The 21,529-nt window shown below is 38.2% G+C and carries 24 protein-coding genes; 14 read left to right on the forward strand and 10 right to left on the reverse strand.

Annotated features, from left to right (window positions below; translation table 11 throughout):
• Positions 1-19: 19 nt before the first annotated feature.
• The 5 genes from ABMA79_RS11100 to fsa all read right to left on the reverse strand — a co-directional run bounded on the left by ABMA79_RS11100 (position 20) and on the right by fsa (position 4,606).
• Complete coding sequence (locus tag ABMA79_RS11100) at positions 20-1,591, reverse strand: intermembrane transport protein PqiB (RefSeq protein ID WP_393092583.1); 1,572 nt, start codon at positions 1,589-1,591, stop codon at positions 20-22.
• Positions 1,584-2,180, reverse strand: coding sequence for a paraquat-inducible protein A (locus ABMA79_RS11105; protein WP_392860401.1), 597 nt, complete (start codon positions 2,178-2,180; stop codon positions 1,584-1,586). The genes ABMA79_RS11100 and ABMA79_RS11105 overlap by 8 nt, the downstream gene beginning before the upstream one ends.
• On the reverse strand, positions 2,167-2,829 hold the full coding sequence (locus ABMA79_RS11110) for a paraquat-inducible protein A (RefSeq protein ID WP_392860403.1): 663 nt from the start codon (positions 2,827-2,829) through the stop codon (positions 2,167-2,169). The genes ABMA79_RS11105 and ABMA79_RS11110 overlap by 14 nt, the downstream gene beginning before the upstream one ends.
• A gap of 58 nt (positions 2,830-2,887) precedes the next feature.
• Positions 2,888-3,787: a matrixin family metalloprotease gene (locus ABMA79_RS11115; RefSeq protein WP_392860404.1), complete on the reverse strand. Its 900-nt coding sequence runs from the start codon at positions 3,785-3,787 to the stop codon at positions 2,888-2,890.
• Between the two features lie 174 nt (positions 3,788-3,961).
• Positions 3,962-4,606, reverse strand: a complete 645-nt coding sequence (gene fsa, locus ABMA79_RS11120; RefSeq protein WP_021267224.1) for a fructose-6-phosphate aldolase — start codon at positions 4,604-4,606, stop codon at positions 3,962-3,964.
• A 113-nt stretch (positions 4,607-4,719) separates the two neighbouring features.
• Between fsa and ABMA79_RS11125 the strand changes: the two genes are divergently transcribed.
• Positions 4,720-5,553 carry a hypothetical protein gene (locus ABMA79_RS11125; protein ID WP_392860406.1) on the forward strand — a complete coding sequence of 278 codons (834 nt, stop codon included), beginning with the start codon at positions 4,720-4,722 and terminating at the stop codon, positions 5,551-5,553.
• 2 nt (positions 5,554-5,555) lie between these two features.
• Here the strand turns inward: ABMA79_RS11125 and ABMA79_RS11130 are convergent, their stop codons facing one another.
• Positions 5,556-6,530 carry a tyrosine-type recombinase/integrase gene (locus tag ABMA79_RS11130; protein ID WP_393092586.1) on the reverse strand — a complete coding sequence of 325 codons (975 nt, stop codon included), beginning with the start codon at positions 6,528-6,530 and terminating at the stop codon, positions 5,556-5,558.
• 196 nt (positions 6,531-6,726) lie between these two features.
• Between ABMA79_RS11130 and rnc the strand changes: the two genes are divergently transcribed.
• From rnc to ABMA79_RS11150, 4 genes are all read left to right on the forward strand, one after another.
• Positions 6,727-7,518 carry a ribonuclease III gene (gene rnc, locus ABMA79_RS11135; protein WP_393092589.1) on the forward strand — a complete coding sequence of 264 codons (792 nt, stop codon included), beginning with the start codon at positions 6,727-6,729 and terminating at the stop codon, positions 7,516-7,518.
• A gap of 15 nt (positions 7,519-7,533) precedes the next feature.
• Positions 7,534-8,502, forward strand: coding sequence for a GTPase Era (gene era, locus ABMA79_RS11140; protein ID WP_392860410.1), 969 nt, complete (start codon positions 7,534-7,536; stop codon positions 8,500-8,502).
• Between the two features lie 30 nt (positions 8,503-8,532).
• A complete protein-coding gene (locus ABMA79_RS11145) occupies positions 8,533-10,356 on the forward strand; it encodes a GTPase (protein WP_393092592.1) in 1,824 nt (607 codons plus the stop codon).
• Between the two features lie 131 nt (positions 10,357-10,487).
• Complete coding sequence (locus tag ABMA79_RS11150) at positions 10,488-11,318, forward strand: NAD(P)H-hydrate dehydratase (RefSeq protein WP_393092595.1); 831 nt, start codon at positions 10,488-10,490, stop codon at positions 11,316-11,318.
• On the opposite strand, the gene ABMA79_RS11155 is transcribed toward ABMA79_RS11150, so the two are convergent.
• The 3 genes from ABMA79_RS11155 to ABMA79_RS11165 all read right to left on the reverse strand — a co-directional run bounded on the left by ABMA79_RS11155 (position 11,308) and on the right by ABMA79_RS11165 (position 13,257).
• Positions 11,308-11,682: a DoxX family protein gene (locus tag ABMA79_RS11155; protein WP_392860415.1), complete on the reverse strand. Its 375-nt coding sequence runs from the start codon at positions 11,680-11,682 to the stop codon at positions 11,308-11,310. The two genes, ABMA79_RS11150 and ABMA79_RS11155, sit on opposite strands and share 11 nt — an antisense overlap.
• Before the next feature lie 301 nt (positions 11,683-11,983).
• Positions 11,984-12,751 carry a hypothetical protein gene (locus tag ABMA79_RS11160; RefSeq protein ID WP_392860417.1) on the reverse strand — a complete coding sequence of 256 codons (768 nt, stop codon included), beginning with the start codon at positions 12,749-12,751 and terminating at the stop codon, positions 11,984-11,986.
• Positions 12,752-12,777: 26 nt separating this feature from the next.
• Positions 12,778-13,257: a hypothetical protein gene (locus ABMA79_RS11165; protein ID WP_392860418.1), complete on the reverse strand. Its 480-nt coding sequence runs from the start codon at positions 13,255-13,257 to the stop codon at positions 12,778-12,780.
• A 121-nt stretch (positions 13,258-13,378) separates the two neighbouring features.
• Between ABMA79_RS11165 and ABMA79_RS11170 the strand changes: the two genes are divergently transcribed.
• The 9 genes from ABMA79_RS11170 (at position 13,379) to rplT (ending at position 21,027) form a co-directional block, all read left to right on the forward strand.
• Positions 13,379-14,041: a tetratricopeptide repeat protein gene (locus ABMA79_RS11170; RefSeq protein WP_392860419.1), complete on the forward strand. Its 663-nt coding sequence runs from the start codon at positions 13,379-13,381 to the stop codon at positions 14,039-14,041.
• A 4-nt stretch (positions 14,042-14,045) separates the two neighbouring features.
• A complete protein-coding gene (locus tag ABMA79_RS11175; RefSeq protein WP_392860421.1) occupies positions 14,046-15,167 on the forward strand; it encodes a PQQ-binding-like beta-propeller repeat protein in 1,122 nt (373 codons plus the stop codon).
• A gap of 112 nt (positions 15,168-15,279) precedes the next feature.
• Positions 15,280-16,341 (forward strand): guanosine monophosphate reductase, encoded by a 1,062-nt coding sequence (locus tag ABMA79_RS11180; protein WP_392860423.1) that lies wholly within the window; start codon positions 15,280-15,282, stop codon positions 16,339-16,341.
• 15 nt (positions 16,342-16,356) lie between these two features.
• The gene (locus ABMA79_RS11185; RefSeq protein ID WP_393092598.1) at positions 16,357-18,141 is read left to right on the forward strand and encodes a 1-acyl-sn-glycerol-3-phosphate acyltransferase; all 1,785 of its coding nucleotides are present in this window, start codon (positions 16,357-16,359) and stop codon (positions 18,139-18,141) included.
• A 12-nt stretch (positions 18,142-18,153) separates the two neighbouring features.
• Positions 18,154-19,056 (forward strand): cation diffusion facilitator family transporter, encoded by a 903-nt coding sequence (locus ABMA79_RS11190; protein ID WP_393055460.1) that lies wholly within the window; start codon positions 18,154-18,156, stop codon positions 19,054-19,056.
• A 3-nt stretch (positions 19,057-19,059) separates the two neighbouring features.
• Positions 19,060-19,473, forward strand: a complete 414-nt coding sequence (locus tag ABMA79_RS11195; RefSeq protein ID WP_393092601.1) for a hypothetical protein — start codon at positions 19,060-19,062, stop codon at positions 19,471-19,473.
• 116 nt (positions 19,474-19,589) lie between these two features.
• The gene (gene infC, locus ABMA79_RS11200; protein WP_392861018.1) at positions 19,590-20,144 is read left to right on the forward strand and encodes a translation initiation factor IF-3; all 555 of its coding nucleotides are present in this window, start codon (positions 19,590-19,592) and stop codon (positions 20,142-20,144) included.
• Between the two features lie 197 nt (positions 20,145-20,341).
• Entirely contained in the window at positions 20,342-20,539 is a 198-nt protein-coding gene (gene rpmI / locus ABMA79_RS11205) for a 50S ribosomal protein L35 (RefSeq protein WP_021267185.1), read from the forward strand.
• Positions 20,540-20,682: 143 nt separating this feature from the next.
• Positions 20,683-21,027, forward strand: coding sequence for a 50S ribosomal protein L20 (rplT, locus tag ABMA79_RS11210; RefSeq protein ID WP_021267308.1), 345 nt, complete (start codon positions 20,683-20,685; stop codon positions 21,025-21,027).
• 76 nt (positions 21,028-21,103) lie between these two features.
• Here the strand turns inward: rplT and ABMA79_RS11215 are convergent, their stop codons facing one another.
• Positions 21,104-21,523 (reverse strand): secondary thiamine-phosphate synthase enzyme YjbQ, encoded by a 420-nt coding sequence (locus tag ABMA79_RS11215; RefSeq protein ID WP_393092604.1) that lies wholly within the window; start codon positions 21,521-21,523, stop codon positions 21,104-21,106.
• Between the last annotated feature and the right edge of the window lie 6 nt (positions 21,524-21,529).

Genomic DNA, 21,529 nt, shown 5'->3' on the forward strand with positions numbered 1-21,529 from the left:
TGCGAGGCTTTTTTTATGCTTATAATTCGATAATTGGTTTCCATTCTAGCCATTCGCTATTGGCCTTCTTGTGAATCTTAAAGTAATTCTTTTTTCTCTGTGTGAATCTCTCTGGCGTTGCAAATTCAACTCCTCCTGAAAGAAGAGTCTCTAGAGATTGAGTGCTTATCTTTGCTCCTGAAAATAGACCAAACTCTACATCAACACCACTAACATTCCAAAACTTCGTCTCTTCTTTAAGAAGTCTGTGATAAGGAGAATTGACAAAGATTTCAGCAATGACATTCTTTGCACGAGTATTAAGTCTAACATCTGTGATGACACCAACTTGAATTCCACGGTAGTAAACGCCTTGTCCCTTTGCAAGAGAGTTTCTGCGATCACTATAAAGGCTAAGCTTTTGTCCAAATTTATTGTGAACTTCTTTTAAAGGCGCCTGTCGTAGTGCCTTAAAACTATCTGTTTGCTTGCCTTTTTTATATCTTGAACGGCTGATATCAACGGCAATATAATTTCCTGTAAGAGCATCGATTGACTCAATACCACTAAGAGAGATTTTTGGTTTTACTTCCCAAAACTTTGCTCCCTTTACAACAACATTCTCGAATTCTTTCTTTACTGTCGCCTGAACAGTAAGAGTTGATTTATTGCGATCGATTTTTGAACCAGTTACATATCCAATAACAATACTTCTAAATTTAATTGGAGTTTTAACTTTTGAAACTGCACTACCTAAAGGGAATTCGATTTCAATCTCTTTTCCTGGAATTGTTTCTTCATAAGAAGAATAGAGTTTATAACTCTTTTCAAAATTTTCTTTGAGGATTGTCTCGTCCTCGTTTTCAAAGTTTACAAATGAAATACCGCCTTTCACTAGTGAGGCAAGAGATTCTGTGCGAACTTTTACGCCCGCAAGTGAGGCATCAACATGCATTCCACTGACATTGTAAAATCTTGAAGTGGAATGGATCAGATTCTGATAACGGCTTTCAATAAAAACAGTTATATCAACGCCATCTCGTTCCATATCGAGGTCGTAACTTGTGACTTCTCCAACTTGAATTTTGTTGTAGTAAATAGGGGAGCCGTTTGAAATAGACCCAAGTTTCTTAGCATTGAGCTTGATATAGATCCCATCATTTCTAAGACTGCGAGGAGTTTCATTAAGAGCATCAAACTTCCTAACAAATTTTCCTTTTGCTGGGTGCATATTAATGAATTTTCCACTAATGATCGTACTTAGTCCGGAGATACCAGATAGGTTTACTGTTGGGCTTACGAGCCAAAACTTTGTATCCTTTGATAAGTAATCACGCATACGTGGGTTCATTTCAACATGAACAGCAACACTTGTGAGATTTTTATTTAGCTCTGTATCCTTCACACGGCCAACAATTGTTCCTTTATAGATTATTGTTGTTTTGCCGGGAATAATTCCATCTGCATTTCTAAAATTGATTGTAATATATGAGGCACGGGCCATTAAGTTTGTATATAAAAGCCAGATCCCAATTGAAACAGCAGCTACTGGAAAAAACCAAATAGGGTTAATTCCTTTCTTGCTAACAACTTGAGGTTTACCGTTACTCATATCTTTCCTTATCATCCCAGATTAATCTTGTGTCCACTTCATTTGACGCCAGGATGGTTAGTATTACGACTGCTGTAAAGTAGAGCACTGCTGGCTCTGCCTTTATTTGAGAAATGAATTCAACATTAACAAGTATAACAAGGAGGGCAATAACAAAGATATCAAGCATGGACCATTTTCCAACGATATGAACAACTCGATAAAGCTTTGTTAACTTCTTCTTTTTTCTCTCATCTAAAGTATTTATATTATCAATGATATACCAAAGTGAAATGATTTTAAATATTGGGACAATTATACTGGCCGCAAAAACAATCATGGCAATTGGATACATTTTCAAAGTAATTAGGTTTAAAACACCACCGAGAATTGTTCTTGGCGTTCCTCTGTTAAAAGTCAGAACTGTCATTATTGGAAGGAGGTTTGCCGGTATATAGAGGGCAATGGCCGCAATGAGATAGGCCTTGCAACGAGAGATTCCTTCATAATTTCTAAGCTCAATCTTAGCACCACATCTCGTACAAGTAAGAATCGAATTTACTTTTTGGCACTTTGGACACAATGCCTTTTGATGATCAATTCCTCTCATAAAGCTTCTTCCATAATTCATCAAAGTGAGTAACTGATTGAAGTAGAATGTTATTAACCATAAGTAAGATCAGGCTAAGAGTTCCAATCGTAAGTTCAACATCTGAGCGATCCACCATTTTGGAAACCGTGACAATAATACCCATAAAGTAGACATCGACCATAGACCATTCATGAGAAGGGGCCAGATACTTTAAAAGCGGCTTTCCAATATTTTGATTGATATACTTATTTTTTATAAAAACTGATAAATAAACCAGCAATCTAAAAAGAGGAATAAGAATCGCAAAGAGAATAACTGAGATCGCTATTGGCCAATAGGCCTTAGTGGCAAAAGCAAAGACTGACTGATAAGTCGATGTTTCTAAATTACTTCCCGCCATGTGAATTTTTAAAACAGGTAAAAAGAATGCCGGATAGAATAATAAAAGCCCTGAGATCGTTAAAACCTTTACCATGCGAAGAGTGCTATCGCCACGATACAGAGTGTATCCACAACACTGGCAAACCGCCTTTTGCCTTGGAGCAATTAATTTAAATTCGTAGAGCTCATCACAGTCAGGGCAAAGGATTAATTTAGAATTATCCTTTAGCGTCTCCTCATCAATTGGAAATGACGTTTTATCTGTGTCGTCTAGAATTGTGGCCATACTAATATTAGGCCATAAATTACCGTTATTTTTAAGAGAGCAAACCTTGCACTATAGACTAAAAGGCCTTGTGAGTATCAATTAGTTTACCATTTTGGTAGTGACGACAATTTCCATCTGTGCGTAGTTCAATATATCCATGAATTAGCTTCGGCTTATCAACTGGTCCATCATCTTGGCCAGCTGACTTCGTTGACTCGTCAGCACTTCCTAGAGCAGAGGTGCGAACTGCGGCCGTCATAGCTGTTGCATTATCGTAGAGGTTTTGAATTGTTTTCGCGTCGTAGAAACTTAAGGATCTTTTCTTCTCACCACCACCTAGTTGTGGGTACATGATGGACTCTACTGACTTTGTATTGGTATGTTTAAGTCCAATTAAGTGGCCAAGTTCATGGAGAATAACAGAAGGCATATCATAGAAAGAAGAAGTGTTATTGGTATTGTCAAAAGTGAACCAATAATCTTGTAGATTGACTATAATATCACCGTGAACCATTCTTAGGTAATCGCCCTTATGTTCTGCAAAATATGAGGTGATGGCAAGAACACCAAAACCAACATCTGGATACCAGTCTTTTGTAATATAAATACCAACTTCACCGTCGTAGTAATCATCTAGATCTGAGGCCGGATCGCGAGAAGCCGCTTGGCCATGGCCAATAACAAAGTAGTCTCTATTTTCATCAGCATCATTCCATGCCTTTTGCATCTCTTCCATTAGATCATATTCAAGATAATCCCCATCATCTTCATCTGCTAGGGGAAGACTATCTGAGCCACCATCAAGATCATTGATAATATTAAAGTCGTTGTGGACTTTGACTGTTAAAGGCAGGGCCGAAGAGTTCCAGCGCAGTGGGAGTGTGCTAAGTGAAGGCCCCTTTTCTGGTTCTGCAACACAGGAGATGGTCGCCGCACAAAAACACGCTAATAGAAAAGTTGATTTAATAAATTTCATCCCAAACCTTTACCAATAAAAGAGCGAAACGCTCGGATATGTGCTGGTAAGCACTATTTTAATAGATATCGGTCTGTGGGATATTAAATTTAGAAAAAATAAAGAACGGGGACTGTAAGCCCCCGTAATTATAAATCTTATTTACATTTATTCTTTAGATGTGACAAATGTTGATTACTTCTGTGATTTCGCGTGATCGGCCAAAAATTGTGCCAGTCCCTTCTCAGTTAGAGGGTGACCAAAAAGTGACTTAATTACACCAAATGGCATTGTTGCAACGTCTGCACCAACCATTGAACAGTGTTTCACGTGATCTGCGTGACGAACTGAAGCTGCAAGTACTTCTGTTTCAAATCCATAGATATCATACATATGACGAATTTCTTGGATTAGAGTCATACCATCTGCACCAATATCATCTAATCTTCCAATAAATGGAGAGATATAAGTCGCACCATTCTTAGCTGCTAGTAGAGCTTGGTTAGAACTGAAACACAGAGTCACATTAGTTTTGATTCCGTTTTCGCTAAACCACTTACATGCAGCAATTCCGTCTTCTGTTAATGGAAGCTTGATAACGATATTGCTGTGAATCTTTGCAAGTTCACTTCCTTCCTTAATCATACCATCTTTGTCAGTTGCAATAACTTCTGCAGAGATTGGCCCATCGATGATTTCACAAATATCCTTGATAACTTCAACTTGTGAGCGACCTGTTTTAGCAATGATTGATGGGTTCGTTGTAACACCGTCAATGATGCCCCATTTCGCTGCTTCTTTGATTTCGTTGATATCACCTGTATCGATAAAAAATTGCATTCTTTGCTCCTAAGGGAAATATGAAAATTTACTAAAGAAATTTAACATGGGCAGGGGTAATGGACAAGTTTTCTACCTCTTTTAGTAAAGACGTTTTGCGCTATAATGAACATATGAGATTAATACTTCTAGTATTTTCATTGATTATGGCCCAAGGCCAGGTGCATGCCAATGCTGATGGTTTTATCATCAAGAAGGATGATGTACGCAATAAGAATATTAAGAAGGATTACAATGCCTATGAGAATTATATCAATGATCATGGCTTTGATACTTTCTATGATCCAAGTGTCGACTATTCAAAATTCTCTGGGCGTGTCACAGATAAGGACCCTTCTTCAACAGTTTTTAAAATTCAGGTTGAATCTCGTAATGTGAAATTTTTAAAACCTTCTGACGTTGTCTACTTCAATGTCGCAAGAAATATGGACAATGATCGTTGTAAGGGCCATATTCGCGCAAGCGAAGACAAGTATATTACGATCTATGCAAAGGACCTTGAAGACTGTTGGGGTGAAAACTCAACATTAAGAAGAGGAACGATTCTTGTCTTTGAAAGTAAAATGCTAGCCGCCAGAATAAAAGAGGCCTCTCGCTACCGCCTATCATTACTAGCAAAAAAGAGAGATTTTACATTTCAGTTAAATGACGTGAATAAATTTGTCTGGGGCTTTTCACAAAAACAAGTTGAAGTGGCGGCCGACTACGATAAGAAAATTCTCGAGCTTCAAAGAAAAAAAGATGAGGCATTGAATCTACTTCTTTCAAAAAAGAACGATCAGGTTCGTCTTCAAGCTGAACTTATTTATAAGTTAGATAAGCTAGACCAAGATCTTGATTTCTATCGAATTGAAAAAGATGAACTTTATACCGATCGCTGGCACCTTGATAAGGATGCTGGCCTGCCAGTATATGACAGACCTGTTCCAATTAAGAATTCTTATTAAATTTAAATTAGCTTATCTTCATTCATAGCAAGCTCTATAAATTGATCATTATAGAAATGCTTATCCATATGCTCTTTATATGGTTTTAATGAGTATGCAGGAGAAACTCCTAACCATTCCTTCATTGTTGTCTCATTAACTCCATTATGCAGCCAAGTAAAGATACAAGACTGACGCAGAGACTTTGGTGTAATTTGAATCATCAGCTGACTACGCCATTCTTCAAATAATAACTCCATGCCACGGGCCGAAAGTCCTCCTGAAAGAATCTTATGGGCATTGGCATTAAAGAGAAGATGAGGGAAGTTGTGGCCCTGTTCTTTTTTTACCTTTTCAAGTAATTCAATATACTCATAGAATAGTCGTCCAAAAATAGCAGGGAAGGTAACAGTATAGGGATCGCGCTTTTCATGTGTGATGACCGCTTTTATCTCATCTCTAAAAGAGAAACTTGAGACTTTAATTTTTGAAAGCTCACTTACTTTTAGTCCCCCAAGATAAATGGCACTAAAGATAATCCCATTTCGCTTGGCCTTTAGTTTTTCAAGATCATTCTTGGCCGTACGTTGATCATTTAAGAGCGTGTGCCACAGACTCTTGATATGAGAGAAAGTTGCAGGCCTTGGAATATCCAGAAACTTTGGCGAGGTTGGGATTTTTCGAACAGGGTTGGCATTAAAGACACCTTCTTCAACCAAATGGTCAAAGAAAATTCTTAAGGCCTGAACACGGCGGCGACGAGAGTTGTCAGAGCTATACTTGGCCTCAAGGTATTTTCCATACTCAAGAATTTCTGGGATTGAGTAGAGTTCAATACTTGTCTGCTTAGCACTTTCTGTAACATATTGGTTAAAACAGGCCAGGTCTGTTCGATAGTTTTTTATTGTATTTAGGCTTCGGCCCTTGGCCTCAATCTTCTTGAAGAAGGCCTTTTGCCATTTTTCTAACTTATTTTTATTGGCAGTTGCGATTTCCATATCCATCCTTAAACTACGTATATTACTGAATATATTAACGAACCTGTTATTATTTCACAAGAAGAAGCTTAAGCTTGCAATTGGTGGGATAAAGCATTATAAATGGCCTTAACAATTCAATATTAGGTGATTTATGCTCGAGACGACCTCACTCGGCCCGAAAGGGAAGAGTAATCCATTTGCCCATGCATTTTATGTGCACACGATTGCAAATTTTAAGCAATCTGGTGACATAACTGCTAGTGGTGCATTAGAGCAAAATCACAAATTCTTAATTGATACATTCCTTAAATATTCAAATATTGAAGAGAAGCTTTTAGCTACTTTCAATATAAATTTTAAAGATAGCGCACTTCTTATGCGTGCCTTTACTCATAGCTCATATGCTCATGAGGCCAAGGTAAAAGTAAAAAGCTATGAAAGACTTGAGTTCTACGGTGACTCTGTACTTGGTGCATTTGTGACTAAGAATCTCTTCCTAAATTTTGATGAGATGAATGAGGGGCAACTTTCAAAGCTTCGTAGTGCTCTTGTTAATGAGGAAAGTCTTAGCGGCCTATCTAATTTCTTAGGACTATCTTCTTTTCTAATCGTTGGAAAAGGAGAGTTAGAAGAAGAAGTTAATAGCGGAATTCTTTGTGACCTATTTGAGTCTCTTCTTGGTGCAATTGCGATTGATCAAGGAGTCGACCGCGCTGACCAATACCTTAATACAGTGCTGGCCATGTATGAGAAGGAAAGTGGAGAGAAGTTCTTTTGCGAAAAGAAGCTAGTAGACTTCGATCCAAAAACAAAATTACAAGAGGAAACACTGGCACGATTTAAGAGTCTTCCAGAGTATCGCGCCACAAAGATCGGACAAGAATTTAAAATTGAGCTCTATGTAAATGAGCAATATATCTGTGAACTTATGTCTCACAGTAAGAAGAATGGAACAAAAGAAATTGCAAAGAAATGCTTAAAAAATAATTTATTAGATCGACTTTAATTTTACGGAGAAGTTATGTTATTAGAAAATCAACACCCAGACAACAAATCACTTATGGCCGCTATCGTTGGTGCTCCAAACGTAGGAAAGAGTTCACTTGTAAACTACCTACTTGGTATGGACCTTTCAATTGTAACGAGTAAGCCACAAACAACTCGTAATAAGTTTCACGCAGTATTTACTGTTGATCATACTGAAGTTGTTCTTGTAGACACTCCAGGTCTACACAAGGCAAGTCAGGAACTTAACAAAAGAATTAATCAACAAGCAGTTGAAGGTGTTGATGGTGTTGATGTAAACCTTCTTCTTATTGATCTAACAAAAGATATCCTTGGACAAATTAAGGACTTTAAAGAGTATATTGGTGGAAAAGAGCTATCTAAAACATGGCTTGTCTTTACTAAGTCTGACCGTGTTGAAAATGCTGAAGCACTTCCTCTTGATAAAGTATTTGAGCAAGCTAAAGAAGTTATCCCATCAATTGAGAAATTCTTCTGTATCTCAACTAAGGCCGGAGATAATGTTCACCTACTAACGGCAGCTCTTTGTGATGAAGCGAAGCCAGGTTCTCACTACTACCTAGACGGTGCAATCTCTAATAAGTCTCAACGATTCTTTGCAACAGAATATATCCGTGAGCAAGCTTTTGAATTATTAAAAGATGAGCTTCCATATGAAATGGCCGTTGTTATTGATGAGTACAAAGACTTTAAAGATAAGACAGGTGCATTTGCTGCGCACATTTCAGCATCAATCCTTGTTAACCGCCCATCTCAACGTGCAATCGTTGTTGGATCAAAAGGAACAATGATTAAAGAAATTGGTATGCGTGCTCGTAAAAAAATTGCAGCGATGACTGATGGGACAGTTCACTTAAACCTACACGTAAAAGTTTCTCCGAAATGGTTTAAGAATAACTTTGTTCTAGAAGAGCTTGGCCTTCCAAGAGCAACAAACTCTGCACGTGTTTGGAAAAAAAGATAATTTAATTTTTATAAAAAATAGGACTTTAATATGCAAAAACGATCAATGATCATTTCATTAATTGGACGACCGAATGTTGGAAAGAGTTCCGTATTCAACCGATTAATGAAGAAACAATTTAAGGCCATTACACATGATATGCCAGGTGTTACTCGTGATCGTCACTATGGAATTACAACTTTCAGTGATGCAGATGAGGATCGCCCATTAGATGCAATTCTTGTTGATACTGGTGGTTTCTATCCAACTCAAATTGATGAGCAAGGAAAGAATGACCAAGAAATTAATGCAAATAAATTCTTCAATATCATGACGGACCACGCTCACCAGGCGATTGAAGAGTCAGACCTTGTTCTCTTTGTTGTTGATGTAAGAGAAGGTGTTCTGCCATTTGATAAGACAATTGCTAACTTCATTAGAAAGCAAAAGAAGAAAATGTGGCTTATCGTTAATAAATTCGATTCAAGTGCTCAAGATGGTGATGAGTATGCATTCTATGAGCTTGGTGTAAATAATGACGAAATGTTTGTGACTTCTGCGGCCCATGGCCTTGGAATGGAAAATCTTCGCGAAAATATTCACCGTGAGATGATGGCATTTTCAGAATCAAATGATGTGATGAATATCTCAGCTCTACAAAGAGGTGTAACTCCTCGTGAAAATGTTGTGGCAAAGCTTGCTCTTATTGGTGCACCAAACGCTGGTAAGTCAACTCTTCTAAATCAGCTTCTTGGAAGTGAGCGTGCCCTTGTTTCTGATATTGCGGGAACAACAGTTGATCCAATTGATGGCTACTTCGATCTTTTCCTTGGAGATGATGCTAAGAAGTTAGATGAGGCCAAGGCCTTCTTTAAGAATGATAATCTTCTCCGTTCTCAATATGAAGACTTCAAAAAGAATAACCCTGATCTATATAACGAGCTAATTTCATCTTATGATCTTGAAGAAGAAATTGAGACTGAATTAGACGAATACGAATTAGAAGGTCTTGAAGATGCAATGCTTGAACAAGACGAAGAGCTAGATGAAACATCTGCAACTCGTATGGAAGCTCAGGTCTTTGGTGAAGAAAGCACTGAGGCCAACTCTGAAGAAGAAACAAGTGAAGGCGAAGCTGAAGTGCTACTCGAAGCAGATGCAGAAGTCGAAGGCAGCCACTGGCGCTCAATCCACATTGTCGACACTGCAGGTATCAGAAAGCAGAAAAAAATTGATGACTTTGTTGAGTCACAATCAGTGTATCGCTCTCTAAGAAGTATTGCAGATAGTGATGTGTGTATTTATATGATTGATGCTGTTAAAGGTGTTTCTCACCAAGACAAGCGTCTTCTCGATATTGCTATCGAAAAAGGTGCTTCAGTTATCGTATGTCTTAATAAAGTAGATCTCATGGGGGATACTTTTAAGGATCAAGATGCTCGTAAAGAGTGGCTTTTAAATATTCGCGATAAAATGCCTTGGCTAAATTATTGCGATATTATTCCAATCTCAGCTAAGCATAAGAGAGGACTTAAGCGCCTTAAGAAAATCCTTGCAAAGACAATCTTTATTAGAAGACAGTCAATTGCAACGGGTGCACTAAACCGCTTCGTATTCGAACTAATTGAGAGACACCCAATTATTCTAAAAGGTTCACGTGGTAAGAGATTCCGTGTTAAGTACGCATCTCAAATTAAGGCCGACCCACCAACATTCTTATTCTATACGAATAAGTCTAAGGGGATCCCTGAAAACTACCGTCGTTATCTAAAGAATGGCCTTCGTGGTGCATTCCCTCTGGATAACACTCCAATCCACCTGATTTTCAGAACAGGAACGGATCTACAAAACCGCATGAAGAAAGTTTCAAAATAAATAATAGGGCCCTTAGAAAAGGGCCTTTTTTTATTAAAGCTTTAAAAAAGAATTCTCTTAATTTGTCTTAATATATCTTAATTTCAAAAAAATGGCGTGTACCTTATCGATACTTTCCGATATGTGAAGGTATGAGTAATGACTTTCCTTTTTCTCTTTTAAGAAAACTTCCTGTAATGGATAAGGATGCCAATAAGTATAGCTTTGGTCATGTTGTAGTTATTGGTGGCAATTTAGGATATGCCGGTGCTGCAAGGCTTGCTGCAGAAGGTGCTCTTAGATCAGGAGCGGGAATGGTAAGTGTACTCACTAGGAAGGCAAGTGTGTCTGGTATTCTCGCTGGACGTCCAGAGCTTATGGTTCGAGGAATTGATGCTAATGAAAGAGGCATTGCTCACGCTAACGCCATTTTAGAGAAGGCTACAAGTGTTGTCCTTGGCCCTGGCCTTGGCCGAGATGAATGGGCCAAATTCATATGGGATCACTTTTGTCATCTCACTCATAAGAAAGTCGTGGACGCCGACGCCCTCTGGTTCTTATCACAGGCCCAGAGTACAATGAAATTAGTAAATACTGTTATCACGCCACATGAAGGTGAGGCGGCAAGACTTCTTAATGTCCCGCGAGAAGAAGTTTCAAAACATCGCCTATCATCGGTAAAGAAAATTATGAAATTTTCAAGCACTTGTGTTCTCAAGGGCCATGAGACTTTAGTGGCTTCGCAGAATGTCGTTTATGAGAATAAAACTGGTAACCCAGTCCTTGCAATGGCCGGTACAGGAGATATTCTTGCTGGCATTATTGGAAGTTTTTTGGCGCAAGGATTAAGTTTAGAAGAAGCCGCTTGTCTTGGGGTTTGGGTGCATGGACGGGCCGCTGATTTGTTATATGAAAATGAAGAAGGTGTTAGGGGAAGTGTGGCCAGTGACCTCTTCCCCTATATTAGAAGTATTATGCTTTAACTGAGTACTTTCCACCGTTAGAAAAGAAAATTGCAATATATGCTACAGCATAAAGTAGGGCCTTTTCTTTAGAAGCAAATGGATCATTTCCGTGAATAACAAATGCTGCAACTAGCATTGTTACTGCAGAGATCGCTGCAAACCAACGAGTTTTAAAACCAACGATAATGAAGGCCTGACAAAATACTTCTGCAAAAACTGTTGCTGTTAGTGAAAATGGAATTCCTAGGCCAATTGGGTCTGGGAATTTTGTTAATAGAGTTGTGAAGTTAGCAAGCTTTCCCCATCCGTGAGCTAATAGCATCATTAGTGCTGTTGAAACTCTTAGTACTAGCCAACCTAAGTCTGAGTTTAATCTGTTCATTTAACTATCCTTGTTGTGTTATCTTATATCTTCGTTTTTTTTTGCGCTTTGTAAAACACCCGCAGCATCTTGCGTGAGCAAGATATGATGCGGTGTTAGCTCCCCATTCTTTAGCTCATAGGCTTATTCAACAAATCGACGTTTATGTCGATTTTGTTGCCTCTGGAGCAATGAGAAACATATCGCTTTATCCATAATGACTAATTCATTAAAGCTCGTTGAGATTAATGATACTACGTCATTGCAGGCAACTGCGCACGCACCGCTCAAAATGATTATTAATCATTTTGCAGCGGATGCGTTACCAATTCCAAACATACCCAACCATAAGAGTGAATGCAAAACCACTCAGGTCACTCACCCCTGGGCCACCCTTTGTAGCAGGAGCATATTTAATAGTACGTACATCTTGCAGGGCAACTGAGTGAACCAGTGCCTCAACATTTACGTATGATTCCTTTATTTTAATAGGGAACTCAAGTCCACCACCAAGCGCAATCCCAACGCCTCCATAAGAGTCTTCTACTTCACCATCTTGGTTTGCGATCTTTTCTTGTTCATACCAATACTCAAATCTTGCTGTTAAATAAGGGTTTGAGTATGTGATGGCCGTTCCAAGGTTTGAGGTATCGATATAGTAACGATATCCAAAGTAGAATCTAAGCATCGAGATATCAACTGAAGTTGGAAACTGCTGAATTCCTTGAGTTGGATAAGTTAGTGTGATGTTGTGTTTAGAATAGGCAAACCCAATATTCCAAGCTGATTGAAAATCTGAAAAGTATTGAATTGTTAGGCCAAAAGTAGGCGGTAGGTCTTCATATAACATTCCTCGATTTCCTGACCAGGTCGTGTAGCCGATGGCCATTGAAAATGAGAAGAAGCGTCCATACTTATAATAGCGCTCATCTTCATAGATTTGCGACTCTTCAAGATCTTCGTTGAAGTCTGAAAAGATATCGCCACCGATATTGAGGTCATCATCTGCACCGACCATTCCTTCCTGGGCCAGTGAAAGACCTTGAAGGCATAGTAATGTAATGAAGAGTATAATTTTATTTTTAAACATTAATTTGTCCGTAATTTAATCTAGTCTTATAAATAGAAGTGGAAACCAGCAGTAATAAAGTGTTCACCCATTGTCGTCACTTCAAATTCATCAATATTTTCAAAACGAATACCGAATTCAGTACTGAAGCCAATACTGTCTACACCTTGAAATGAGAACTCGGTTCCAAATCCTAGATCCCCCTGAAAGCCTGAGTCTGAGTCTTGGCCAGGGTTTTTATTATTTAGTAAAACTGCGGCCCCTACCGCATAGAAAGTTAGGTATGGTTCATCAAAGATATTGCGATAGAGACGAACTCCACCGTGCCAACCACCGTTTTCAGAAGTGTTTACGCCAAAAATTGCACCATAAGCAAACGTTGTGCTGCGTTGAACTTTAATTGAAAGTGATGGAATATTATCATTAACAGTATTTGAGAAGCCAATTCCCAAGCGTCCAACACGTTCCAGTGCTAGAGTGTTAAAAGAGATAATAAAAGCTGCTATTACTAGTGAAATCCTTTTCATGGTGCGTAATTTTCCTTTTTCCTAATTATGAGTAAATATATTTTAACAATACTCATGTATTTTTGACAACTTTCAATCTTCTTTATTAAAATGATAAAAATTTTTAACCAGAGGGTAATGGATGACAACACAGGTAGCGCCAAATGAAGGCCTAAATTCTGAATTAAATTCAACAGAGCTTGGAGCGTTTATCGCTCAAAACAAAGCTTTATTTCTAGGACTGATTCTCTTAATTGTAGCTGCCATTGGTGGGTACGGAATCTTTTCTTACACAAAAGCACAAACTAATGAAAAGGCAGCAACTGCTTTCTATCAATTTGAGCAAGGGTCTTTAAAGAAATATCAAGAAGGTGGACTAGATGCTGCGGCAATGAGTGCAGAGCTAGGACTTCTTTTAAATGACTATGCAAGTACTTCAGCTTCATTTGCAACAAGCCTACTTGCAGTTGATTACCTTACTAATAAAGGTGAGAACAAAATTGCACTAGATATTCTTACAAAGATGCAGCCAGGAACTTCTCTACAGTCATACTTTGTTAATTTAAGAAAGGCCGTAGTTCAAGAAGATCTTAATGATATTGATGGTGCAATTGCATCTTTAACAGAGCTTAAGAATAATGAAAATAATCTGACAATGGGTCGTGTCGAACTTGATCTAGGGCGTATGTATTTCTTAAAGAATGACATGGCAAAGGCGAAAGCTCACTTTGATAAGGTTCTGACTCTTACAACTCAAAATGTCTACAAATCACTAGCGAAGAGCTATTTAGCAAAAATTAAGTAATTTTATGATAAAAATTCTAACGGCCACGACTGTGGCCATTCTTCTTACTTCTTGTTCAACACTAAACAGTGTGACGACTAAGTTATCAGCAGATAAGTTAGAGAAGAAACCTCTTACACTAGCTTGGGCAAAGAATTTAGAGCCAAGTTACGAGAGTGGAAATCTTCCTATTTCTCTGGCCTCGCCTTTAATTCACGATGGCCAATTATTTGCAGCTGATGGCCGTGGTCACTTTAATGCTTACAATGTTGAAACTGGCAGACTTCTATGGACTTTAAATATTAAAGGTCAGATGACAAGTGCTCCAATTGTTTACGAAAACCTATTGATCTTCGGAGACAATACTGGTCGCGTCTATGCTTACGACTTTAATAAGGGTGAGCTAGCATATGAGTTTGATTTAGATGCTGGTGTTGATTCAACTCCTGTTGTTCACAATGGTAGACTTTTTGTTCATACAAGAAATCATAAGCTCTTTAATATCGACGCCTATACTGGAAGAGTCATTTGGTCATATAAGAGATCTGTTCCTTATTACTCAACAGTTCAACGAACATCTACTGCTTTAATCTCTGGTAATAAAGTCTATGCTGGCTTTGCTGATGGCTACTTTATTTGCTTCTCTCTAGAAGAAGGGCAAGTCCTGTGGGAAAGACGCATGAGCGCTGGTCAGAAGTTTGTTGACGTTGATATGAGACCAACAATTTTTAATTCTAAACTAGTTGTTGGTTCAGTTGATGATAAAATGGAAGTTATTGATCTAAAGTCGGGTGTTCTTTATAAGAAACTTGCTTTTCAATCAAACCGTAAAGGCGTTCTCGTTGACGGTGGTAAGCTTGCTGCATTTGGTAGCGTAAATGGTGAAGTTATCTATATTGATTCGTCTTTTAATGAAGTAAAGCGAATTAAAGTCGATGAACTCGCAGTTTCTTCACTGGCCGTTTGGAAGGATGGGTTAGTTGTAACAACTGTTGGCAAGACTGTTTACTATATTGATTCTCGTGGCCAAATTACACAACGATTTGATCTAGGCTCGGCATACTCTGCTGTGTTTGGAAGTATGACACAGGACGAAGATTTTATCGCATTCATTTCATCGCGATTTCGTCTGTATACCTTCAAGTAGATCCACTAGATCCTGAAGATAAACTCTAAAAATTACCTTGTGCGTGTTATTTCGACAATGTTATTATTTCGTCGTTATAACGCACACAAGTTTCTAGATTTAGGGGAGATTGATGGATTTAACATTCAAAGCAAATGGTATTCTTACTCGTGGAAAAGGTCTAACTTTTGACGATGTTTTATTAGTTCCGAGATATTCAGAAATTTCTTCTCGTAGACACACTGATCTTAAGACAAAGATCACTAAGAATCATTCAATTGATATCCCAATTATTGCTGCCAATATGGACACGGTTACAGGACCTGAAATGGCAATGGAGATGGGACGCTTAGGTGGTGTTGGTATCCTTCACCGTTTTATGTCTCCTGAGCAGCAAGTTGAAGACGTTAAAGCAATCCAAAATTATTTTAAAGAACATTCAATCAACCTTCCAATTGCAGCATCTGTTGGTGTTAAGGAAGAAGGTAAGAAAAGAGCAGATCTTCTTGCGGCCCTTGGGGTTGAAATTCTTACTGTTGATATCGCACATGGTGACTCAATCATGATGATGGAGGTTCTTGAGTATATTAAAAAGAATTATCCGCAAATCGATGTGATCGCAGGAAATGTTGCAACTCCTGATGGAGTTAAGCGCATGATTGATAAAGGTGCAGATGCTGTTAAGGTTGGAATTGGACCTGGAAGTATGTGCACAACAAGAATTATCACTGGACACGGTGTTCCTCAGTTAACGGCCATTGCAATGTGTGTTGCTGAAGCACAGAAGGCCGGAATCCCAGTTATCGCTGACGGTGGCCTAAAGAACTCTGGTGATATGGTGAAAGCACTTAGTGCAGGTGCTAGCTCTTGTATGGCAGGCTCACTCTTATCTGGAGCACTTGAAACTCCAGGTGAAGTTAAAGGCGGAATGAAAGAGTATCGTGGGATGGCATCGAAGGCCGCACAAGTTTCATGGCGTGGAGAGCTTCCAAAAGGTATGGCCGCTGAAGGTGTTGATACAATGATTCCATGTAAGGGACCTGCCGAAGGAATCATCAATGAATTAACAGGTGGTATCCGTTCTGGAATGACTTACCTTGGTGTTGATAAACTTGTAAATATGAGTGAAGCAGCACTGTTTATGGAAATGTCTTCATCGGGAATGGCCGAAAGTAAGCCACACGGAAAAAGATAAGAAAGGCCTTAGAATATGGGAAATAGTGTTCTTGACGATTTATTAAGTTATCCAAAACTTATAAAAAGAATTGAAGAAAGTGATAATCCAGCTCTAACGAAAAAGAAGGTTGTCGCCAACTTCAATGAAATGAAGGCAGACTATTCTCCATCATATCTAAAGTCGATGGCAAAATTCTTTGATGCTACTCTTCCTCGTCTATACGATGGAGTAAGCTTTAATGAAAATGATACAGACCTCAATGCTCTTTTAGAAGAGGCAAGTGTGGTTCTTGTTCCAAACCATCAGTCTCATGCTGACTATATTGCAATTAATTATAAATTCTTTAAGCAATATAAGCGTATGCTCTACGTTGCTGGTGGTGATAACTTAAATATTTTTCCAATTGGTAAGATTTTTAGAAAGTCAGGTTGCTTCTTTATTCGTAGAAGCTTTCAAAATGATATTCTCTATAAATTTACGATGGAAGCATATCTCTTTGCTCTTTTAAAGCGCAAGGAACCAATCGAGTTCTTCTTCGAAGGTGGAAGGACGAGGTCTGGAAAACTTAGGCCTCCTAAGTACGGCCTCTATCAAATGCTATTAGAGGCACACTCGCACCTTCCAGATGCTAAAGAGCGTGGACTTGCTTTTGTTCCTGTTAGTATTGCTCATGAGTATGTTCCTGAGCAGAAGGCCCTCGCAAAAGAGATGATGGGTGGAAAGAAAGTTAAGGAGTCTACAGGACAACTGTTTGGCCTCTTTAAACTTATGGCCTATCAATTTGGGAAGATTCATATCTCTCTTGGTAAACCACAATATGCCCATAAGCTTGATGACCCAGAACAGAATAAGCTTAATGTAAGAGAGCTTGCTTTTAAATGCTTTAGAAGTGTTGGGGATCAAATGGTGATTACGCCAACTAATCTCTTAGTTTTAATTCTATTAGATGAGCCTAGTGGTGCACTGAAGTGGAATGATATAATTTTAAAAGCGCAGGCGATTTTAGAGTATTGCCAGCGATATGATATTCCTTTTACCGAAGGCCTTAAGGCCAGTAAATTAGAGGATTCCATAGGACGAGCTATGGATATTCTAATTGGAAATAACAAAGTTGATGTTATTGGCCAAAGTGAAGGGACGTCACTTTTTTATGCAATTAAGAAAAACTGTCGCGGCGAGCTTTTATTCTTTAAAAATACTATTGTTCACCACTTCATCATTCCTTGGACAATTTCACTAGCTTGGTTCAATGTCTTTAGTGGTGAGATTGATAATGTCGATGACCTCAAGGCATTCTTTGTAAAGCAAAGAGATATGCTTAAGATGGAATTCTATCTACCAACTGTAAAAGAGTACTATGCTAAGACGCTTCGTATTCTAAGCAATGCTGTTGGAAGAGAGATAACAAATCTACAAGATGCAATCGAGTTTACAAATAAAGACTTATACGAGGTCGCTTCAAAGCTAAGCCTTTTTGCTCGAAGTCTAACATATATTAATGAAGCTTACTTTGTTTCAGCGCTTACTCTTGAAAGCTTTCAAAAAGATGGGGTTGATCACTTTAAGGCCGCTGACTATATGAAGCGCTTTATAGACGTTTTTAAAGCTGAAATCCTTAGCCAACGTATTATTCGTTTTGCTGAAAGTCAGAATGTCGAGCTTATGAAGACGGCACTTACTTATTTTGAACAAATTGGAGTTCTTGGTTACGAGGACAATTCGTATGTCATTGCAAATAGAGCAAAGCTTGATGAGTTTATCCAATCGACTGAGAAAACATTGAAAGATCAACTGAAGTTAAACTTCAAAGTTGTCTAAATAGGAGATCTTTTGCATTTAGAGTTATCTAAGAGAGAAAAAGAAATCAAGAAAGTTTTAATTATTACTTTCTTTTTAAATTTAGCTGTTGCTCTTATTAAGATTTTTGCAGGTATCGAATTTAATTTCATCTCACTCCGTTCATCCGGGATTGAATCTGTCTTTGATGGAACATCAAACCTACTTGGTATTGTGACAATCGCACTTGCTTCAAAACCACGTGATCGCAGGCATAATTACGGTCATCATAAATTTGAAAACCTTGGTGCCCTTATTATTGCTTTTATGCTCTTTGGTTCGGCAATCAAGCTAGGTCTTGATTATCATGACCTCATTATGGGAACGCAGACAAAGTATGGCCTATTTGGTCCAATACCCGTTCTTTCTATTATTATTTCAATGGTTATGAGCTTTTGGGTCTCTTCATATGAGGGACGCAAAGGGCGCGAGCTAAACTCTCAAATCTTAACAGCTGATAGCAATCACACTTTTGGTGATATGATTATTAGCTTTGGTGTTCTGATCTCAATTGTTGCTGCTTACTTTGAAGTTTACTTAATCGATTATATTGTTGGTGGTTTAATTATTCTTTATTTGATCTATCTGGGTATTCAGATTACTCTTGAGAATTTAAACGACCTTTTAGATGTGGCCCCTATCTTAAAAGATAAGTATATTTCCTCTCTAGAAGATATAAAGTATGTTCGTGACATTCATAACTTTCGTGCTCGTGGAAACTCTACTTGGATGCAAATAGATTTTCACCTGCTTCTTGAGCCTGATCTCTCCCTTGGAGAGGCCCATGATATCGCACACACTGTTGAAGACCGTTTAAGAGTGATGTTAAAAGATTATTGTCGCGATGTTGATATCTTGATTCATATGGAGCCAGATGATGAAGGACATAAGGATTAGATGATGGAAACAAAGTTAGTTAAACGCCAAATTGGTAATATGAGATTGGCCGTAGGGCCTTGGGAAGAGGACTTTTCAAAACTCTTTGCAAATGCTGCAAGACTTATGTCTGAGATTGTTCATGGGCAGCTTATTCATTTTAAAAGTGATGAGCTCTTTGTTTTTGCCGATGAAAATCTTGAAAATTATAGAGTTGGCGTTCCAATGATTGGAAATCTTCAAAATAAGCACCTTGAGAGCTTTGATCTTCACGCAGGAGAGCTTGAGAGTTGTGAATTTGGAGTTGAAAAACTAAAAGACTATACGAGAATTAAGAATATATATACTGATCTTTGCTTATCTGAGGAGTATTTTATAAGAATTACGTCTCATGGCGGGCAATATCTGTCATTTTATGAGAAATATCTCATTCAATAATGTATACTGTGGGTATATTTTTTGTTATGTTTGCAATCCTAGTGGCCAGCCATTAGAATTGTAATTATTGAAAATAACTGATTCGCTAATAATTGGTTTATTTCCGGAGGTGATTTATTAGCAACAATTTTAGAGGTGGAAGGGCAAGAAAAGAAAGAGGCCCGAGAATTAACGAGCAAATTAGAATTTCAGAATGTCGACTAATGAGTGATGATGAGCAATATGGAGTTGTATCAATTGATAGAGCGCGCGAAATTGCGGATGAACTTGGAGTTGACCTAATCGAGATTGCTCCAACAGCTAAACCACCAGTTGTAAAGCTAATGGACTACGGGAAGTATAAGTATGCTCTTCAAAAGAAGGCTGCTGAAGCTAAGAAGAAGCAGGCCAAAGTTCAGCTAAAAGAAATTCAATTACGTCCAAATATTGAAGCACACGATCTTGAAACGAAACTTAAGAGAGCGCATAAGTTCCTAGAGGGTGGAGACAAGGTAAAATTCGTTATGCAATTTAGAGGTCGTGAAATGGCCTATAAAGATATGGGGAAAGAGAAATTCGAAACAATCTTAAATGGTGTTTGCGAAGAAGCTGGTGCAGCAATCGAGTCTCCAATCAAAATGATGGGGAATCGTATTATCACAATTGTTGCCCCTGTTAAGAAAGCTAAGTAATTAGTACTTGTAAGTGCCCGATTTTGCGTCGGGTACTGGTCTTTCTCCCTTCCTAAGTCCTTGATATTTTTTTTCAATTTATCGATTATTCTTTGCATTAAGTGAGTAAACCTGATACAAATATGCACTTATAGTTTTGTTGTATTTTGTTGAATTCTCGACTTGCCTTAAGGTGAGTAAAATTCAAGGAGTATAAAATGCCAAAAATGAAGACTAGAAGAGCTGTTGCTAAAAGATTTAAGCCAGTAGGTAACGGAAAGTTCAAAAGAAAAAGAGCTAACCTAAGACACATTCTTGAAAAGAAGCCAACTGATGCGAAGAAAAGAGCAGGTAAAACTGACTACGTTCACGCTTCAGATGTTGCTCGTGTAAAGAGATGTCTACCTTACGCTTAATTTTCTAAGCGCAAGCGATTCAAAAAAAAGATTGAGTTGGTCGAAACTTTAAATCGGCAAAATTGTTTTTTTAACCTGATTTTTGGGAAAGAACGAAAGAACCATTCACTTGGTCCCCAAACGTCAAAAAAATGGAGTAAATTATGTCTAGAGTTAGAAGAGGTTTTAAAGCAAGAGCGAGAAGAAATAAGGTTCTTAAATTAGCGAAAGGGTTTCACTTTTCAAGAAGAACTAAATACTATCACGCTTCTGAAACAGTAAAAAGAGCATTACACTACAGATACATCGGTAGAAGACTTCTTAAAAGAGATATGAGAAGACTTTGGATCGTACGTATTTCTGCAGCTGCTAAGCTTCTTGGTACTTCTTATTCAAAGTTCATGGGACAGCTTAAGAAGAACAATGTTGAAATCAACAGAAAGATGCTTGCTGAAATCGCTGCAAGAGATTTCGACGGATTCAAAGCAATCTACGAATCAACAAAATAATTCATTAAACTATTTGATTTAATAAAACACAAACAAAACTATATAGTGCTTGGGCCTCATTTTTGAGGCCCTTGTATTATCCCTGCATAAATTTCACTTTCACTTTCCTCGTATGAGGCGCATCTCGAAACTCACAAAGATAAATTCCTGACCAGCGGCCGATATCAAGTTCACCATTTTCAACGATTAATGTAAGCGATGTTTGCATCAGTATAGACTTCATATGAGAGGGAGAGTCATCAGCTCCTTCTGCTGTGTGAGTAATGAAAGAGAGGCTTCTTGGGGCCAGATGCTTTAGGAAGTTCTCCATATCGAGCTTGGCACTAGGATCAAACGCTTCATTGATGCACAACGCGGCACTGGTGTGTTGAATTTGACACACTAGGATACCATCAGTGCTCTTTGGGTCCAGATCTCTAAGGCATTGTCGGATCTCTTGAGTTATTTCGTAAAAGCCTTCACCTGATGTGTTTACTATCTGCGTTTTTATAGGCATCATTAA

Source organism: Halobacteriovorax sp. HFRX-2_2 (genome assembly GCF_043196705.1).
Classification (GTDB): domain Bacteria; phylum Bdellovibrionota; class Bacteriovoracia; order Bacteriovoracales; family Bacteriovoracaceae; genus Halobacteriovorax_A.

Bases quoted from the DNA above. Each gene is read 5' to 3' on its own strand.
- ABMA79_RS11100 (WP_393092583.1), bottom strand. From the start codon at position 1,591: ATGAGTAACGGTAAACCTCAAGTTGTTAGCAAGAAAGGAATTAACCCT.
- ABMA79_RS11105 (WP_392860401.1), bottom strand. From the start codon at position 2,180: ATGAGAGGAATTGATCATCAAAAGGCATTGTGTCCAAAGTGCCAAAAA.
- ABMA79_RS11110 (WP_392860403.1), bottom strand. From the start codon at position 2,829: ATGGCCACAATTCTAGACGACACAGATAAAACGTCATTTCCAATTGAT.
- ABMA79_RS11115 (WP_392860404.1), bottom strand. From the start codon at position 3,787: ATGAAATTTATTAAATCAACTTTTCTATTAGCGTGTTTTTGTGCGGCG.
- fsa (WP_021267224.1), bottom strand. From the start codon at position 4,606: ATGCAATTTTTTATCGATACAGGTGATATCAACGAAATCAAAGAAGCA.
- ABMA79_RS11125 (WP_392860406.1), top strand. From the start codon at position 4,720: ATGAGATTAATACTTCTAGTATTTTCATTGATTATGGCCCAAGGCCAG.
- ABMA79_RS11130 (WP_393092586.1), bottom strand. From the start codon at position 6,530: ATGGAAATCGCAACTGCCAATAAAAATAAGTTAGAAAAATGGCAAAAG.
- era (WP_392860410.1), top strand. From the start codon at position 7,534: ATGTTATTAGAAAATCAACACCCAGACAACAAATCACTTATGGCCGCT.
- ABMA79_RS11145 (WP_393092592.1), top strand. From the start codon at position 8,533: ATGCAAAAACGATCAATGATCATTTCATTAATTGGACGACCGAATGTT.
- ABMA79_RS11150 (WP_393092595.1), top strand. From the start codon at position 10,488: ATGAGTAATGACTTTCCTTTTTCTCTTTTAAGAAAACTTCCTGTAATG.
- ABMA79_RS11155 (WP_392860415.1), bottom strand. From the start codon at position 11,682: ATGAACAGATTAAACTCAGACTTAGGTTGGCTAGTACTAAGAGTTTCA.
- ABMA79_RS11160 (WP_392860417.1), bottom strand. From the start codon at position 12,751: ATGTTTAAAAATAAAATTATACTCTTCATTACATTACTATGCCTTCAA.
- ABMA79_RS11165 (WP_392860418.1), bottom strand. From the start codon at position 13,257: ATGAAAAGGATTTCACTAGTAATAGCAGCTTTTATTATCTCTTTTAAC.
- ABMA79_RS11170 (WP_392860419.1), top strand. From the start codon at position 13,379: ATGACAACACAGGTAGCGCCAAATGAAGGCCTAAATTCTGAATTAAAT.
- ABMA79_RS11175 (WP_392860421.1), top strand. From the start codon at position 14,046: ATGATAAAAATTCTAACGGCCACGACTGTGGCCATTCTTCTTACTTCT.
- ABMA79_RS11180 (WP_392860423.1), top strand. From the start codon at position 15,280: ATGGATTTAACATTCAAAGCAAATGGTATTCTTACTCGTGGAAAAGGT.
- ABMA79_RS11185 (WP_393092598.1), top strand. From the start codon at position 16,357: ATGGGAAATAGTGTTCTTGACGATTTATTAAGTTATCCAAAACTTATA.
- ABMA79_RS11195 (WP_393092601.1), top strand. From the start codon at position 19,060: ATGGAAACAAAGTTAGTTAAACGCCAAATTGGTAATATGAGATTGGCC.
- rpmI (WP_021267185.1), top strand. From the start codon at position 20,342: ATGCCAAAAATGAAGACTAGAAGAGCTGTTGCTAAAAGATTTAAGCCA.
- rplT (WP_021267308.1), top strand. From the start codon at position 20,683: ATGTCTAGAGTTAGAAGAGGTTTTAAAGCAAGAGCGAGAAGAAATAAG.
- ABMA79_RS11215 (WP_393092604.1), bottom strand. From the start codon at position 21,523: ATGCCTATAAAAACGCAGATAGTAAACACATCAGGTGAAGGCTTTTAC.